Source organism: Draconibacterium halophilum (assembly GCF_010448835.1).
GTDB classification, from domain to species: Bacteria; Bacteroidota; Bacteroidia; order Bacteroidales; family Prolixibacteraceae; genus Draconibacterium; species Draconibacterium halophilum.
Genome location: NZ_CP048409.1, coordinates 4,541,413 through 4,557,466 on the forward strand (window position 1 = coordinate 4,541,413; position 16,054 = coordinate 4,557,466).

Here is a 16,054-nt window from a genome sequence, read left to right on the forward strand (position 1 = left end):
GGTTTTGTATACCTTGAAGGTCTTTGTAAGCAGCGGTTAACCCGCCGCATATACTATTCTGAAAAAATCATCTGAATCCGCGTTATCAGCGTTCAATAACTTAGCTACTGCAAAAACGACAGTGCTTTTTCAATAGCTGCCTGCAAACCGTCAACATCTTTCCCGCCGGCTGTAGCATAAAACGGCTGGCCACCGCCGCCACCTTTAATTTCTTTTCCGGCTTCACGAACAATCTGCCCGGCATTTAATCCTTTATCGGCAACAATATTGTCTGAAATCATTACCGTTAAATTTGGTTTGCCGTTTATGTCGGCACCAATTACCAAAAACAAATCATCAATCTCGCCTTTTAACTGGAAAGCCAAATCTTTTACTAACCCGGCATTATCGATAAGAATTTTATCGGCGATGATATTTACACCGTTCTCATTTAAGACTTTACTCTTCAGGTTGGCTTTGGTCATTTTCAAACTCTCTTGTTGGAAAACATCGATTTGTTTGCTCAATTCGGTATTTTGCTGAAGCAGCGTTGTAACACTACCCAAAATATCCTTCGAACCTTTTAGCGTTTCTTTGATGTTGTTAATAAGTGCCAATTGATCGTTAATGTATTTCTCGGCACGATCGGCGGTAATTGCTTCAATCCGGCGTACTCCGGCTGCAATGGCACTTTCCGATACAATTTTCAGCAAACCGATCTGGCCGGTTGCCGCAACGTGTGTTCCTCCACACAGCTCAACCGATTCGCCAAATTTAATTACACGAACAGCCTCGCCGTATTTCTCGCCAAACAACATCATTGCTCCCGATGCTTTGGCTTCGTCAATCGGCATCTCACGATTTTCTTCCTGAACTGAGTTCTCGCGAATCTTTTCGTTGACCAGTTTTTCAACCTCAGCAATTTCTTCATCGGTCAATTTCTGGAAATGCGAGAAATCGAAACGCAAATGATCGGCATTTACCAGCGATCCTTTTTGCTCAACATGCGTACCCAAAACCTCGCGCAATGCAGCGTGCAACAAGTGCGTTGCCGTGTGGTTGTTGGCAATATTTGTCCGGCGTTTGGCATTTACCATAGCAACAAAAGTTTCGTCTGCATTTGCGGGAAGCTCATTTACCAAATGAACGGTAAGGTTATTTTCTTTTTGCGTATCGAAGATTGATGTTTTTACACCATCAAATTCAATGTATCCGGCATCGCCAACCTGACCACCCGATTCGCCATAAAACGGTGTTTGATCGAATACCAATTGGTAAAACGATTTTTTCTTCTGTGTTACTTTGCGGTAACGTGCTATTTCAATTTCGGCTTCCAGTTTATCGTAGCCTAAAAATTCGGTCTTTTCAATTTTGCGCAGTTCTACCCAATCGTCGGTTTCCTGAGCCGCAGCATTTCGCGAACGATCTTTTTGGGCCTGCATTTCTACCGTGAAACCTTTTTGATCAACACCCAAATCGTTTTCGCGGGCAATCAACTCAGTTAGGTCGAGTGGGAAACCAAAAGTATCGTACAATACAAAAGCATCTTTTCCGGCAATCTCTTTGGCTCCGTCTTTTTTTGCTTTCGAAATAATATCGTCGAGCAATTTTATTCCGGTTGAAAGTGTGCGAAGAAACGACTCTTCCTCTTCTTTAATGACCTTTTCAATCAGCGTTTGCTGGCTTACCAACTCTGGGAAAGCATCTCCCATTGTTTCTTTTAATACCTCAACCAAACGATAAATAAAAGCGTCTTTTAAATCGAGGAAAGTGTAGCCATAACGTACAGCACGACGCAAAATACGGCGAATTACATAACCGGCTTTGTTATTCGATGGCAACTGACCATCGGCAATGGCAAAAGCAACAGCACGCAGGTGGTCGGCAATAACGCGCATGGCAATATCAACCTTTAAATCTTCACCATATTTTTTGTTACACAGCTTGCCAATTTCAGCAATTGTATTCTGGAAAACATCTGTATCGTAATTCGACTGAACGCCTTGCAAGACCATACACAAACGCTCGAAACCCATTCCGGTATCAACATGTTTGGCAGGCAAACTTTCCAGATTTCCATTTGCTTTTCGGTTAAACTGAATAAATACCAGGTTCCAAATCTCGATCACCTGTGGATGATCCATATTTACCAAATCGCGTCCGGGAACTTTTGCGCGTTCCTCTGCAGAACGAATATCAACGTGTACTTCCGAACAAGGCCCGCAAGGTCCGGTTTCGCCCATTTCCCAGAAGTTATCTTTTTTATTTCCGTTCAGAATGCGGTCTTTTGGCAGGTATTGCTCCCAGTAACCTGCAGCTTCGTTGTCGCGTTCCTGGTTGTCACCGGCACTTCCTTCAAAAACGGTAGCATATAAACGATCGGCATCAATTCCCATAAGCTCTACCAAAAACTCCCATGCCCAGTCGATCGCTTCTTTTTTAAAGTAATCGCCAAACGACCAGTTTCCCAGCATCTCGAACATGGTGTGGTGATAAGTATCCAAACCAACTTCTTCCAAATCGTTGTGTTTACCTGAAACACGCAGGCATTTTTGCGTATCGGCTACCCGCGGATATTTAACCGGTTCGTTACCCAAAAACTGGTCTTTAAACTGGTTCATTCCTGCATTTGTAAACATCAGCGTTGGGTCGCCCTTTACTACCATGGGAGCCGAATTCACAATCTGATGTTCTTTCCCGGTAAAAAAGTCGAGAAAAGCCTTACGTATCTCTTTAGAAGTCTTCATTTTCCGTCTGTATGATTTATTATTCTGTTAAAAAATTCTAATGCAAAGAAAACAAATTCATTAACTATGAGTTATTTACTTACCTTTGCCGCGTGAAAAAATCACGTTTTATTAAATCCATGCAAAGTTATAGGATTTAATGAATAGACATTAATAAAGAGATAAAACCGGCCTTTAATATGGCAAAAAAGAAATATAAATTTAACCCGGATACACTCAGTTACGAGAGTGTAGGATTAAGTTGGAAAGCCAAAGCAACAAAAATACTTACCTATTTTTCGAGTAGTCTGGCTTTGGCAATTGTTATTACCTTAATCTTTGTAAACTTTTACGACACACCGCGCTCAAAACGATTGATGCGCGAAAACAAGCGTTTGCTGACCCAATACGAATTACTTTCGAAAGACCTGAACAAGGTTGAAAGCGTTCTTACGGAATTGCAGCAACGCGACGATAATATTTACCGTGTAATTTTTGAAGCCGAACCGATTCCGTCGACTGTTAGAAATGCGGGGTTTGGAGGAGTAAATAAATACTCGAACCTGGAAGACATGGACAATGCCGAATTGGTTATTGCAACAGCTAATAAACTGGATGTGATATCGAAACAGGCTTATATTCAGTCGAAATCGTACGACGAAGTGTTGGAACTGGCATTGAACAAAGAAAAAATGCTGGCCTCGCTGCCGGCAATTATGCCTATTACAAATAAAGACTTAAAACGTACATCAAGTGGTTGGGGTTATCGCATGCACCCGATTTACAAAGTGCGAAAGATGCACTGGGGACAAGATTTTTCGGCTCCTATTGGAACTCCAATTTACGCTACCGGCGATGGAAAAATCACCGACGTAAAAGGTTCAAAAAGAAGTAAAGTTGGATTGGGCCTGCATGTTAAAATCGATCACGGTTTTGGCTACGAAACTGTTTATGGCCACATGAACGAGTTTAATGTAAAACGCGGCCAGCAAGTAAAACGTGGCGATATCATCGGCTATCTTGGAAATACCGGCGGATCAACCGCTCCGCACCTGCATTACGAAGTGCATAAAGACGGACGTAAAGTAAATCCGGCTTATTACATGTTTAAAGATCTGACACCACAGGAATACGACAAGATGATTGCGATTTCGTCGAATATTGGGCAGTCGTTGGATTAATCTTTTCCAATTTCTTAAAATATCCTATTCGTAGAAAAAAATGAAGTAGATAGCAAAGATTATCACTATGATAATCCATGTCAATAATCTCACTGATCCAATCTTCTTGTGAAAGAAACTCTTCATAATTGCTAAATAGGGTTATTAATTCACATTGAAAATAATCAAAAAAGCTTTAGCTCTTTTCGCCCAGAACCAATTCTTCAAAGGCTTCCCGATAAAACCGATTTTTATCAATAAGCTCTTCATGCCTACCAGCAATAGTAATACTCTTATCTTCAATCACATAAATCTTATCGGTATAACGGGCAAGTTGAGGCCTGTGCGTAACAAAAATTATAGCAATATCTTTCTTGATTCTGTTTAGTAGTTCAATAACAAACTTCTCCGTTCGTCGTCCCATTGCAGATGTCGCCTCATCGAGTAAAAGCAATTGAGGCCGATTATACAAAGCTCTTGCAAAAGATATCATTTGCCTTTGCCCTCCCGAAAGATTCGTGCTGTTCTCGTTAATAATGGTTGCATATCCTTGTTGGAATTCTGAAATGAATTCATGAAAACCATATTCACGACAAAACTGAACAACTTTCTCAATATCGGGGTTCTCTTCCAGTGCAATATTTTCCAATATAGTACCATTAAATAAGTGAACATGTTGCTCTACAACTCCTAAATTCTTCCGCCATGCTGCTGTCTCGTGTCTCAACCAATCTTCTCCATTTATAATTATTCTACCGGATTCCGGCTTTTGAAATCGCTGTAAAATAGAAAGCAAGGTACTTTTTCCACAGCCAATATCTCCAAAAAAAGTCACCATCTCTCCTTTGTTTACTTCAAAATTGAAATCCTTAAATAACAAGCTCCTCCCCGGAAAACGAAAGTTCAGTTCTTTTACCTGAAGTTTATTAAGCCGTAACACATATTCTTGCTCATCAAAGTCGCTAACTTGATATTCAGGTTCAGCAGCAGCAAATTCATACATCCGATCAAATGCAATGCGGGCCTCCTGTAATTGAATATTAGCCATGGCAATATTTATTACCGAGGTTCCCATTCCTCCAACCAACGTAATAATGGCCATCATTTGCCCCAACATTAAGTGTTCGGATAATATCCGAAATGAAGTCCACGAAATAACGCCTACAAGCAAAATTGCACTTCCGAAGCTAATCCAGAAATTAAGCCTTGTTCCAAGTAAACCCAGACTGTAAACTTTCTGCATAAAAAATTCATAAACAGCATTTACAACTTTTGAGAATAGGTTTTCGCGGTTATACGTTTTAATGGCTTTTATTCCGTTAATGGTATCTATGTACTTGCTTTCGGTGGCGGCATAGCTTTGCATTACTTCCCGTTGAGAAAAAATAACCTTTTTATTGTAACGCCAGGCTAAGAATCCAAAAACAGGAACGGATAATAAACTTATAAAACCTGTTGATATGGAATAAAAAAATATATATCCGGCCGAAATCAAGGTAACTAAAACATCAATAACAATCTGACTACTTAAGTACACAACAACCTTCTGTATACGGCTGGCATCATTCATACGGGCAATCATATCGCCGGTTGATGTGCTATTGAAAAATGGTTGGGGTAAAAAAAGTAACTTGCCGAAAAAGTTAGCTATTAAGCGCACATTCATATCTTTACTCTGGCGAACCAAAAATATACTTCGCACATAAGTTATAAGCGCCCTTGCCAAAAGAATGATCGCAAAAATAGCAATACCCATAGCAAGTTTACGAACATCACCATCAGGTAAAATCTGATCGATTAATTTTTGTGAGAAAATAGCGGTGGCCAAACCTAATACTGAAATTACGACTCCCAAAAAAGCAGCAATGCCTAATAGTGGGAAATCTTCTTTTATTAAATACAGAAACCAGATACGTTTATTCTTGGTTTCAGACTCTTTTGTAACAAAATTTTTACCAGGAGAAAGTTTAAGAAGTGTTTTACTTTTCCAAACTGCGGCCAATTCTTCTTCGGTATATTCCGTTACTCCCCATCCCGGATCACCAATTATAAACTTACCATTAGCAAAGCCGTAACAAACCACAAAGTGTTCCAGTTTTTCCTCTTTTAAAATGTGCAGAATTACCGGGTCACATTGTTCTTTTAAGTTCTTAATGTCAGCCTCATAACCACCTGCCTCAAAACCTAGTTTTTTGGCGGCCTGATACAACCCTAACAATGAAGTACCATTTAAAGTAGTTCCACTTTCCTCGCGCAGTTTTTCCTGGGTGGTTTCGCCACCATAATACTTAACAAGCGATGCGAGACAGGCAAGTCCGCAGTAAAACTGGTTGTGTTGTTTGGTAAAGGTTTTAGTAATGTGTTTGGTCTTTTGTTTGGTTGTCATAATTTTGGGTCAACTCTTTTTTTTGAATACTTTGCTTAACAGGAACTTCTTCTCGAGTATTATGATCTTTCGTTTTACTATTATTTACAAAAACGAAATTTGCCAACAACAAGCCCAAATAGAAGAATATTTTTGCTATGTTTCTCATTTATTCTCTAAAAAATAGTGTATCTGAATCACTCCCAATTTCTGCGATAATTGCTTCGGGCTTGGTTTCGCCCAAAAATTGCTTTTTCAGCTTTTGTTCTTTATCGTAAATATAAACCGAAGGAATAACTGCTCTTCCAAATACCTCTTTAAAATGATTTTGTTTGTCGAGTAAAATCTCAAAATTCTCCAATTCCCATAAATTGTAGTTATTACAGAAATCTTCTACACGGGGAATGGAATCATCGGAAGTAATCATCAGTAATTGGCAGCTACTAAAAGCAATTGCATTTTGTCCTATCTCCTGGGCTTCATACTGACAGTGTTCACATTCAGGATGGAAATAGATCATTACCAAATTTTTTTGCGAATCGAATTCGTCAATACATATTGAATCTCCCAAAAGAGAATAGAAACAGGCTTTTGGTAACATCTGCATTTGCTCTGTAATTCTCATTTTTCTATTATATAAATGAATAATACTCTTGCCCAACAAAACACCTGAAATTGACAATGTTACTATTAATAAAAACCGGATAAACTTTTTCATCAAGTAAGATTTAAGGTGATAAACATCACAACCAATACCAAAATCAACACCCCACTACCATACGACAATATCACTAACTTTAATGATTTCTTAATAGTTACAAATCTTTCTCCATTAGCTTCATTAATTACCTTAACCAGTAGCCGAGCCAGTATCAATATATAGCCAAGTTCAAACAAATTCAGCAAACTTAAAGGATAAACAAACAGTGGATCGACCATTTTTTTATCAATTAACTCCATTACTGAAAATGGTTGAAATTGCAAATCTTTCAGAGTGTAAATTTGTTTAAAAAAAATAAGTGTTATCAGTTTGATTAGTCCTGATAAAACATAAACGAAATCGGCTAAGAGTGCAATTTTAATTAGTTGCCTAAATTCTATTTTTAGTTCCGAAATAAAAATCCCAATATAAAGGAAAATACTTGTGTAAAAAATACGGACAATAACCACCATAGGTAAAATAGCATACCCAATAGGCGTCAAGTGCCTCATGGAGTTGAATAATTCCTCAATCCTTGTTTCTGTGATTTGGGCTCCATATGTTTGCAAATACAATGTTTTGTCAACAAACAACCAATTAATGGCAAAAGCCAATCCCACATTAATCACTATGTTAAATATAAGAAGAGTGATTGGCTTATTCATTTTTCTTCTGAGATAATTTTATATTCATCATGCATCTCTATTTGACTCCATTCATCATAAGAATAAAATTCTAACTTTTCTTTTTTATTATGCTTAACAATAAATCCACCTCTAAGAATAGACAAGCGTTCCCTTCTCATATATAAGAGAAAAACAAACAATAAAATAAGAAATAAGAAATATGCAGATCGACTATTGTATGTGATCTTTGTAAAAGAAATAATCATTGCAGAAAAAAAGAGATAAAGCACAGTGTATAACCTTTTTTTGGGATTAAACCGGAGACAGGCATTACAATTAGGACAAAACCAGTATTCATGTGAAAATCCAAAATATTTACAAACTATGAATTTTAGTGAAAAGGGATTGTCACACCTTGGACATTTTTTCATTTTCCTAAGTTTTAATGTAAAAAACTAGGGGATTAAGTTTTCTATCCCCCCTCTGTTTCTATTAATGAGTTCGCCCATATTCAACAGCTGCACCACATGCTAAGCCCATAGCAAATCCCATTACAGGAATTGCTATTCCAACAAATATTCCAACACCAACGCAGCCAAGATCCATAAGGTCAAATGCTAATTTCCTATTACCTCCGACAATGCATTCCATTTTTTCTATTTCCATCTTTTTCATAATAATCAAAATTTAAGTTTACATATATTTTACTTAATCAATATGAATGGACATTTACATCATCTGCTAATACCCAACAACCAACTGCTGCGATTCCTCCAGCAAGAGGATTAACTAAAGCAATTGCTGCTGCCATACCTCCACACATGAAATTAAAGGCGAATTTACCACCTTGCACTTCTTCCATTCTCTCAAAACTCAATTCTTTCATAATTATAGAATTTAAGAATTATGGCATTGCACCCCACTTTAACAAGTGCCAATTTGCAAAAGTGCGTCCCGGATAGTAGTTTTGAGTGGGCGGTTTATCAAAACTGCCTGCCTCTCCGGGCCGGGAACAAAGTAACGAGTGGACCAAGCTCCCGGAGAGGCTTACCCAATAAATTTATTCTTACCTATTAATGAGAGAATTTGCATTTTGTATGTTTTGTTTGCTTCCTGAATTCGGGGTCGAATCGCAGGGAGTTTTCATTTATTCAAATTTTAGAAAAAAAAATGAAAAAATAAAGTCGGTAATTAATCTTTCACTTTTGCAAACCCCTAAACAACTGTCGCACTAATTCCTACAGACCCATATTTTAAACACATGTTTCATAACACTCAATTTCAAGTATTACCTTTTAGTCCTAAAAGGAATATATATAGTTAGTCCTTGGCCACTTTTAACGTTATTTTTCATCCTTTTTTATATTGGATGTGAGAATAGAATGATTCACTCCTTATACCGATGAGTTTCAAAATTGTCATCCCGAAGTCGGTACTCCTAATTCAGTCTATCGGCATTAACCATTGTAAAATGTAAAATTTGCTATGCGGCATTTTACATTACAATTGGTATTATTTTATCCAGACCAAATTTCTATATATCTTGCATCTTAAATTCAGTAAATTGTGCCTTACAAAAAGCCCAAAATAGAAAAGATACTCTACTCCATTGGCGAGGTGGCCGATATGTTTGATGTAAACGTATCGCACATTCGTTATTGGGAGAATCAGTTTGAGGCACTGAAACCGGTAAAAAATAAAAAGGGCAACCGTCAGTTCACTAAAAAGGATATTGAAACGATTCGTTTTATTTATCACCTGGTAAAAGAGCGTGGACTGACCATTGATGGCGCCCGGAAAAAAATAAAAGAAAATCCGGAAGACACATTAAACAATTTCGAGGTGGTTAAACGTTTACAGGATATTAAACAAGAACTTCTCGCTATAAAACAAGGACTCGGAGAAAATGAAAATTAAAGCTATTACCAATTTTTTAGAAGATTTTGCACCCTTAAAGTTGCAGGAATCATACGACAATGCCGGATTAATTCTTGGCGATAAAAACACCGAGGTTTCGGCGGCGTTGGTTACGCTCGATGTAACCGAAGAAGTTGTTGATGAAGCGATAAAAAGAAAAGCCGGATTAATAATTGCGCACCACCCCATTATATTTTCGGGATTAAAAAAGATTACGGGTAAAAACTATATTGAGCGCACGTTGATAAAAGCTATAAAAAACGACGTGGCAATTTATGCCGCACACACTAATCTCGACAGTGTCACAGGTGGTGTTAACGGAAAGATATGCGAAAAACTGGGGCTGGAAAATTGTAAAATTCTTCAACCTTCTGGTGGGCTGTTAAAAAAGCTGATCACCTATGTTCCGGTTGATCATGCGAACAGTGTTCGTGAAGCAGTTTTTGCTGCCGGAGCCGGAAACATTGGAAATTACGACTCGTGCAGTTTTAATACACACGGGCAAGGCACTTTTAGAGGAAGCGACACCACAAATCCCTTTATTGGAAAAAAAGGTGAACAGCATTACGAAAATGAGATCCGTTTTGAAACTGTTTTTCCGGATTATTTGCAGGGAAAGATAATTAATGCACTGGTGCACGCTCATCCATACGAAGAAGTGGCATACGATATTTATTCGCTCGACAATAAATTCGATCAGATCGGGATGGGAATGACAGGTACTTTACCAAAAGAAATTGATGAAAAGAAATTCCTCAAACTATTAAAAGAAACTTTTGGTACTGGCGTAATAAAACACACCGCATTAAAGAATAAAAAAGTGAGGAAAATAGCCGTTTGCGGAGGAGCAGGTTCGTTTCTTCTAAACCAGGCAATTGCTGCCGGAGCCGACGTTTTTGTAACCGGCGATTTTAAATATCACCAGTTTTTTGATGCCGAAAATAAAATAGTTATCGCCGATATCGGACATTTTGAGAGCGAACAGTTCACTAAAGAACTTTTTTATGAGATACTTACAAAAAAATTCCCTAAATTTGCAGTCCATTTATCAGAGGTGAATTCCAACCCGGTTTTTTACTTCTGATTTTTATGTATAAAAAAATATTACGAGCATGAATGCACCATATTCAAGGCAAGAAGACAAAGACATTTCAGTAGAAGAGAAATTACGCGCGTTGCATGAATTGCAAAGTGTTGTTTCTGACGTTGATAAAATAAAAACCCTAAGGGGTGAGCTTCCGTTAGAAGTTCAGGATCTGGAAGACGAAATCGCCGGTTTGAAAACCAGATTGGTAAATTTGGACGACGAGGTTAAAAATCTGGATACTTCAATCAACAACAAAAAAATCTCGATAAAAGATTCGCAAGCGTTGATTGTAAAATACACCGAGCAGCAAAATAACGTTCGTAACAACCGCGAATTCGATTCGCTCTCGAAAGAGATTGAGTTCCAAAACCTGGAAATCGAACTTTCGGAGAAACGGATTAAAGAATTCACCGCGGAAATGACTGAGAAGAAAGAAATCATTACTGCTTCAAAAGAACAGTTGAAAGAGCGTGAGGAAGATCTGGAAAGAAAAAAAGGTGAACTTTCAGAAATTACTGAAGAAACCAAGATAGAAGAAGATAAACTGAGATCTAAATCAGAAAAGATTGAATCCTTTATCGAACCTCGTCTGTTGGGAGCTTTTAAACGTATCCGTAAAAACGCACGTAACGGTTTAGCCGTGGTTACTATTCAGCGTGATGCCTGTGGAGGTTGCTTTAATAAAATACCACCTCAGCGCCAGTTGGATATTGCAAGTCGCAAAAAAATTATTGTTTGCGAATATTGCGGTCGTATTTTGGTTGACCAGAATATTAACGTAGTTGAAGATATTGCTGAATAAGCATTAAAAATATTGATAAAAAAGAGCCGGTTCATTTATTTGAATCGGCTCTTTTTTGCGCTTGTAAATCATATCTATACTCGTTTACTATAGATAACGATCATAAAAAAATCCCGGCGTCCACTCCAGGATTTTTTTTTTCATTGCATCTTATGCTTCTCTTGATTGACTCTGAAATTAAGAGTTTGTTTAATAACGGGTTTGTACTATACAAAAGTAACAGATACGATTAAAGCAATACATTAGTTTGTGCCTAATCGGAGTAGATAAAACCAGTATTTGTTTGTGATGCCTTTCGAATTAGATCATGCCGGAATGCTTGAAGCCGAGGTTACAAATGCTTAGCAACTGCTACAATAAATCTTAAAAAGAAAAAGCCGCTTCTTCCGAAGCGACTTTATTCAACTTGAACATTATCTTTATATAACTTTAATCTTTTGAACCAATTGCTACCAGCTTCCACCGGCACCACCGCCGCCAAAGCTTCCGCCGCCGAAACCGCCAAAGCCTCCACCGCCAAAACTTCCGCTACCCGACGAAAAATTGCCGAATGAGCCTGATGATCGATGGCTCCCCGACATCATTCCCATAGCCAGCCAAAACGGCAGACTTCTGCCCGGTGAATAAAACCGGCCTCTTCTGCGTCTTCCCAAAATGGTTACCATTAGAATAATAAAGATAATACCAAACGGAATTCCTGCACTGCCCCCAGCATCTACTTTCTCCTGGTAATTTTCAGCAGTATATTCTCCTCTGGTAATATCCATAATGACGTTTAAGCCGGCGGCTAAACCACCATAATAATCTTCATTCTCAAAACGCGGAATCATTTCATTATCCACAATGGTGCTGTTAACAATGGCATCGGGCAAAACGCCCTCAAGACCATACCCGGTGGCAATAAATACCTGGCCCCGGCTGCTACCAACCTTTGGCTTTACCAAAACCACCAAACCATTATCATTCCCTTTTTGGCCAACGCCCCACTTTTCGCCTAATCGTTGTGCATAATCAGCACGATCATAACCTTCAAGATCCGGAACCGTTACCACAACTATTTGTGTTGATGTTTTTCGTGCGAACTGTTCCAGGGCACTTTCCATATTCTGTTGCTCGCTATCGCTAAGTACATTCGCAAAATCGTTTACCAAACGTGCCGGTTGCGGACGCTCGGGTACTTGTGCTAAAACACTTGTTACGGTAACTATAAGTGAAAATAGTATTATTGTTGTTCGTTTCATTATATCTGTTTTTTATAGCTCTCTGCCTGTCGGCATCCCCTTGTGAGGGAAGAACCTTATTCAGGCAACTTTCTCTGAAAAATATTTTCCCTTAGTAAGAAAGAAGAGTAAGATTTTATTTCCCAAAAGAAATTTCGTCTGATAATTCATTCACATCATCTTTCTGATAGGGAAAGTTTTCTTTTAACTGCTCCCCGGCCATAATAATACCATCGGCTAAGGCCTCAGCATACTCGCCTTCTTTCAATTTGGCAATTACCACCTCTTTAGTTGTCTCCCAAAAATCATCAGCAACTTTTTGATTGATACCACCATCTCCAAGAATGGCAAATTTTTTATCTTCTACGGCCAGATAAAATAAGACACCATTTCGTAACTCAGTCTTGTGCATCTCTAGTTTTTCAAAGATATAAGCTGCCCTATCGAGTACGTCTCCATTACAATGTTTTTCAATGTGTACGCGAATTTCGCCCGATGTATTGGTTTCGGCCACACGAATAGCATTCGTTATTTGCAGTTTCCCAGCTTCATTAAAATATTTTTGAGCTCCCATAATTTATCTTCATTTTGTGATTACTGCACTCCAGCAGAATGCATGGAAATCGTTCTCTCCCCGATGCTGAAACAAGTTCGGTTTGAGGTTCCACTTCAATTCATTAAAATTGCACTTCAGGAGCCTGTTCAGCTCCTTGCTGTGCCTCGAAATATGTTTTCTTCTCGAAGCCAAACCATCCGGCATAAATTACTCTCGGAAATTTCCGAATGTAAGCATTATAAGTTTGCGTGGTTTGGTTGAAATTACGCCGCTCCACAGCAATGCGGTTTTCAGTTCCTTCCAGTTGAGCCTGTAAATCAAGAAAATTCTGATTGGCCTTTAAATCCGGGTATCTTTCTACAACTACCATTAAACGGCTTAAGGCCGAAGAAAGTCCTTCCTGCGCCTGATTAAATTGCTGTAGCGACTGTTCATTCAATTTTGTAGGATCAACATTTACCGACGTTGCTTTCGAACGCGCCTCGATAACACTTGTAAATGTTTCCTGCTCGTGTTCGGCATATCCTTTTACGGTATTCACCAGGTTCGGGATCAAATCGGCACGGCGTTGATATACGTTCTCAACCTGTGCCCACGATGCTGTTACCTGCTCGTCCATTTCCACCATTTTGTTGTATCCACAACTCGAAAATAAAACGACACTCACTAAGGCAATCAATACAATTCTAATTCTCTTCATTTTCTATTTATTTGATTTTACTTTTCATTTTATTCATTATCACGGTTCAAATTTATTCCAATAAATTTAGAACATCCACAAATATTTCCAAAAGGTGTGAAATATCAGCGGTAAATTCGGGGAAAGGCGATAATTTGCCGCTATGTTTCATTTGAATTAAGGTAAAAGCACAGGCATCATGAATTTAGCAGATTTTCAAACCGCCATATTACAGGGCATTCCAGATCAACTACCATTACCAAAACTCTACGATGTCAATATCAATCATGCACCCAAAAGAAAAGACATATTATCGGCAAGTGAAAAAAAACTGGCACTAAAAAATGCATTGCGCTACTTTCCGGCAAAATTTCATGAGGTGCTGGCGGCCGAATTTTTAAACGAACTGAATTCATTCGGGCGTATTTACATGTACCGGTTTCGGCCGGACTATAGAATGTATGCACGCCCTATTGATGAATATCCGGCCAAATCGAAACAGGCAGCATCCATAATGCTGATGATACAAAATAACCTCGATTACGCGGTGGCACAACACCCACACGAACTGATTACTTATGGAGGCAACGGCGCGGTGTTTCAAAACTGGGCACAGTACCTGCTTACGATGAAATACCTGGCCGAAATGAACGATGAACAAACTTTGGTGATGTACTCCGGACACCCAATGGGTTTGTTTCCATCGCATAAAAACGCACCACGCGTGGTTGTTACCAACGGCATGGTAATTCCAAACTATTCGAGCCGAGACGATTACGAGCGAATGAACGCGCTCGGTGTTTCGCAATATGGACAAATGACTGCCGGATCGTACATGTACATTGGGCCGCAAGGTATTGTGCACGGTACAACAATTACTGTAATGAACGCTGCGCGTCTGCATTCACCCGGCGATTTCGGCGGAAAAATATTTGTAACCAGCGGATTGGGCGGCATGTCGGGAGCACAACCCAAAGCAACAGTAATTGCCGGAATGATTTGTATTATAGCCGAGGTGAATCCGAAAGCTGTTGAGGTTCGACACTGCCAGGGGTGGGTAAATGAAGTGTTTACCGATTTGGATAAAGTGATGGTCCGGGCATTAGAAGCACGCCAGAATAAAGAAGCGGTTTCGCTGGCCTACCAGGGCAATATTGTTGATCTGTGGGAAAAGCTGGCCGAAGAGAATATTCAGGTAGAACTGGGATCGGATCAAACCTCGCTGCACAATCCGTTTGCAGGTGGTTATTACCCCGCCGGACTGAGTTTTGAAGAATCGAATAAAATGATGGCCGAAGCGCCCGAACAGTTCCACGAAGAGGTTTACAAGTCTCTTCGCCGACAAGTAGCTGCTATAAATAAACTTACTCAAAACGGCATGTATTTCTGGGATTACGGCAATGCCTTTCTGCTGGAAGCAAGCAGAGCAGGTGCCGATATTACCAAAACCGATGGCGAATTTAAATACCCTTCGTACGTGCAGGATATTATGGGGCCACTGTTTTTTGATTATGGTTTTGGTCCTTTCCGTTGGGTGTGTACTTCGGGAAAAGCAGAAGACCTGGAAGTATCGGATAAAATTGCTGCCGATGTGTTGTCGGAAATTGCAGCTTCGGCACCGGAAGAAATTACCGGACAAATGCGAGACAATATTCACTGGATTAAAGAGGCCGGAAAAAACAAACTGGTAGTAGGTTCACAAGCACGTATTTTATATGCCGACTGCACCGGACGTACAAAAATTGCCAAAGCCTTTAACGATGCCATTGCCGACGGACGAATCTCTGCACCTATTGTTTTGGGGCGCGATCACCACGATGTTTCAGGAACGGATTCGCCCTACCGCGAAACTTCGAACATTTACGATGGCTCGTCGTTTACGGCCGATATGGCCGTGCAGAATTTCGTGGGCGACGGTTTCCGCGGTGCCACCTGGATATCGTTGCACAACGGCGGTGGCGTTGGCTGGGGTGAAGTAATAAATGGTGGCTTTGGAATGACCATCGACGGCTCGGCAGAAGCCGAAGAACGCCTTAAAATGATGTTACACTGGGATGTAAACAACGGTATTTCGCGCCGCAGCTGGGCACGCAACAAACCGGCACGTTTTGCCATTGAGCAGGCGATGAAAGAAAATCCATCGCTGAAAGTTACACTTCCCGAAGAAGCTGATGATGATTTGCTGGATGAACTTTTCTAAACATTGTGTCTGTTATTAGCAGTTAAACTAAAATTTA

General features: G+C 39.5%; 14 protein-coding genes. 5 read left to right on the forward strand and 9 right to left on the reverse strand.

Annotation, left to right across the window (positions count from 1 at the left end; all coding sequences use genetic code 11):
• Positions 1-104 precede the first annotated feature (104 nt).
• On the reverse strand, positions 105-2,726 hold the full coding sequence (gene alaS / locus G0Q07_RS18530; RefSeq protein ID WP_163348557.1) for an alanine--tRNA ligase: 2,622 nt from the start codon (positions 2,724-2,726) through the stop codon (positions 105-107).
• Between the two features lie 179 nt (positions 2,727-2,905).
• Between alaS and G0Q07_RS18535 the strand changes: the two genes are divergently transcribed.
• On the forward strand, positions 2,906-3,886 hold the full coding sequence (locus G0Q07_RS18535; protein ID WP_163348558.1) for a M23 family metallopeptidase: 981 nt from the start codon (positions 2,906-2,908) through the stop codon (positions 3,884-3,886).
• 175 nt (positions 3,887-4,061) lie between these two features.
• On the opposite strand, the gene G0Q07_RS18540 is transcribed toward G0Q07_RS18535, so the two are convergent.
• The 5 genes from G0Q07_RS18540 to G0Q07_RS18560 all read right to left on the reverse strand — a co-directional run bounded on the left by G0Q07_RS18540 (position 4,062) and on the right by G0Q07_RS18560 (position 8,442).
• The gene (locus tag G0Q07_RS18540) at positions 4,062-6,251 is read right to left on the reverse strand and encodes a peptidase domain-containing ABC transporter (protein WP_163348559.1); all 2,190 of its coding nucleotides are present in this window, start codon (positions 6,249-6,251) and stop codon (positions 4,062-4,064) included.
• Between the two features lie 148 nt (positions 6,252-6,399).
• Positions 6,400-6,855, reverse strand: a complete 456-nt coding sequence (locus tag G0Q07_RS18545; RefSeq protein WP_163348560.1) for a peroxiredoxin family protein — start codon at positions 6,853-6,855, stop codon at positions 6,400-6,402.
• Positions 6,856-6,947: 92 nt separating this feature from the next.
• Positions 6,948-7,595 carry a hypothetical protein gene (locus G0Q07_RS18550; protein ID WP_163348561.1) on the reverse strand — a complete coding sequence of 216 codons (648 nt, stop codon included), beginning with the start codon at positions 7,593-7,595 and terminating at the stop codon, positions 6,948-6,950.
• A 453-nt stretch (positions 7,596-8,048) separates the two neighbouring features.
• The gene (locus tag G0Q07_RS18555) at positions 8,049-8,231 is read right to left on the reverse strand and encodes a hypothetical protein (RefSeq protein ID WP_163348562.1); all 183 of its coding nucleotides are present in this window, start codon (positions 8,229-8,231) and stop codon (positions 8,049-8,051) included.
• A 37-nt stretch (positions 8,232-8,268) separates the two neighbouring features.
• Positions 8,269-8,442: a hypothetical protein gene (locus tag G0Q07_RS18560; RefSeq protein ID WP_163348563.1), complete on the reverse strand. Its 174-nt coding sequence runs from the start codon at positions 8,440-8,442 to the stop codon at positions 8,269-8,271.
• A 680-nt stretch (positions 8,443-9,122) separates the two neighbouring features.
• Between G0Q07_RS18560 and G0Q07_RS18565 the strand changes: the two genes are divergently transcribed.
• From G0Q07_RS18565 to G0Q07_RS18575, 3 genes are read left to right on the forward strand one after another with little or no spacing between them, the layout of a single operon-like run.
• Positions 9,123-9,473, forward strand: a complete 351-nt coding sequence (locus tag G0Q07_RS18565; protein WP_163348564.1) for a MerR family transcriptional regulator — start codon at positions 9,123-9,125, stop codon at positions 9,471-9,473.
• Complete coding sequence (locus G0Q07_RS18570) at positions 9,463-10,557, forward strand: Nif3-like dinuclear metal center hexameric protein (RefSeq protein ID WP_163348565.1); 1,095 nt, start codon at positions 9,463-9,465, stop codon at positions 10,555-10,557. The genes G0Q07_RS18565 and G0Q07_RS18570 overlap by 11 nt, the downstream gene beginning before the upstream one ends.
• A gap of 28 nt (positions 10,558-10,585) precedes the next feature.
• Positions 10,586-11,362, forward strand: a complete 777-nt coding sequence (locus G0Q07_RS18575; protein WP_163348566.1) for a zinc ribbon domain-containing protein — start codon at positions 10,586-10,588, stop codon at positions 11,360-11,362.
• 449 nt (positions 11,363-11,811) lie between these two features.
• Here the strand turns inward: G0Q07_RS18575 and G0Q07_RS18580 are convergent, their stop codons facing one another.
• The 3 genes from G0Q07_RS18580 to G0Q07_RS18590 all read right to left on the reverse strand — a co-directional run bounded on the left by G0Q07_RS18580 (position 11,812) and on the right by G0Q07_RS18590 (position 13,838).
• Complete coding sequence (locus G0Q07_RS18580; RefSeq protein WP_163348567.1) at positions 11,812-12,603, reverse strand: TPM domain-containing protein; 792 nt, start codon at positions 12,601-12,603, stop codon at positions 11,812-11,814.
• 115 nt (positions 12,604-12,718) lie between these two features.
• On the reverse strand, positions 12,719-13,156 hold the full coding sequence (locus G0Q07_RS18585; protein ID WP_163348568.1) for a TPM domain-containing protein: 438 nt from the start codon (positions 13,154-13,156) through the stop codon (positions 12,719-12,721).
• Between the two features lie 103 nt (positions 13,157-13,259).
• Positions 13,260-13,838, reverse strand: a complete 579-nt coding sequence (locus G0Q07_RS18590; RefSeq protein WP_163348569.1) for a LemA family protein — start codon at positions 13,836-13,838, stop codon at positions 13,260-13,262.
• Between the two features lie 178 nt (positions 13,839-14,016).
• On the opposite strand from G0Q07_RS18590, the gene G0Q07_RS18595 reads away from it, so the two are divergent.
• A complete protein-coding gene (locus G0Q07_RS18595; protein ID WP_163348570.1) occupies positions 14,017-16,017 on the forward strand; it encodes a urocanate hydratase in 2,001 nt (666 codons plus the stop codon).
• The last annotated feature ends 37 nt before the right edge of the window (positions 16,018-16,054 follow it).

Excerpts from the sequence above, each read along its gene's own strand:
- G0Q07_RS18570 (WP_163348565.1), top strand. The coding sequence starts at position 9,463 with ATGAAAATTAAAGCTATTACCAATTTTTTAGAAGATTTTGCACCCTTA.
- G0Q07_RS18535 (WP_163348558.1), top strand. The coding sequence starts at position 2,906 with ATGGCAAAAAAGAAATATAAATTTAACCCGGATACACTCAGTTACGAG.
- G0Q07_RS18540 (WP_163348559.1), bottom strand. The coding sequence starts at position 6,251 with ATGACAACCAAACAAAAGACCAAACACATTACTAAAACCTTTACCAAA.
- alaS (WP_163348557.1), bottom strand. The coding sequence starts at position 2,726 with ATGAAGACTTCTAAAGAGATACGTAAGGCTTTTCTCGACTTTTTTACC.
- G0Q07_RS18580 (WP_163348567.1), bottom strand. The coding sequence starts at position 12,603 with ATGAAACGAACAACAATAATACTATTTTCACTTATAGTTACCGTAACA.
- G0Q07_RS18560 (WP_163348563.1), bottom strand. The coding sequence starts at position 8,442 with ATGAAAGAATTGAGTTTTGAGAGAATGGAAGAAGTGCAAGGTGGTAAA.
- G0Q07_RS18545 (WP_163348560.1), bottom strand. The coding sequence starts at position 6,855 with ATGAGAATTACAGAGCAAATGCAGATGTTACCAAAAGCCTGTTTCTAT.
- G0Q07_RS18595 (WP_163348570.1), top strand. The coding sequence starts at position 14,017 with ATGAATTTAGCAGATTTTCAAACCGCCATATTACAGGGCATTCCAGAT.
- G0Q07_RS18555 (WP_163348562.1), bottom strand. The coding sequence starts at position 8,231 with ATGAAAAAGATGGAAATAGAAAAAATGGAATGCATTGTCGGAGGTAAT.
- G0Q07_RS18585 (WP_163348568.1), bottom strand. The coding sequence starts at position 13,156 with ATGGGAGCTCAAAAATATTTTAATGAAGCTGGGAAACTGCAAATAACG.
- G0Q07_RS18590 (WP_163348569.1), bottom strand. The coding sequence starts at position 13,838 with ATGAAGAGAATTAGAATTGTATTGATTGCCTTAGTGAGTGTCGTTTTA.
- G0Q07_RS18550 (WP_163348561.1), bottom strand. The coding sequence starts at position 7,595 with ATGAATAAGCCAATCACTCTTCTTATATTTAACATAGTGATTAATGTG.
- G0Q07_RS18575 (WP_163348566.1), top strand. The coding sequence starts at position 10,586 with ATGAATGCACCATATTCAAGGCAAGAAGACAAAGACATTTCAGTAGAA.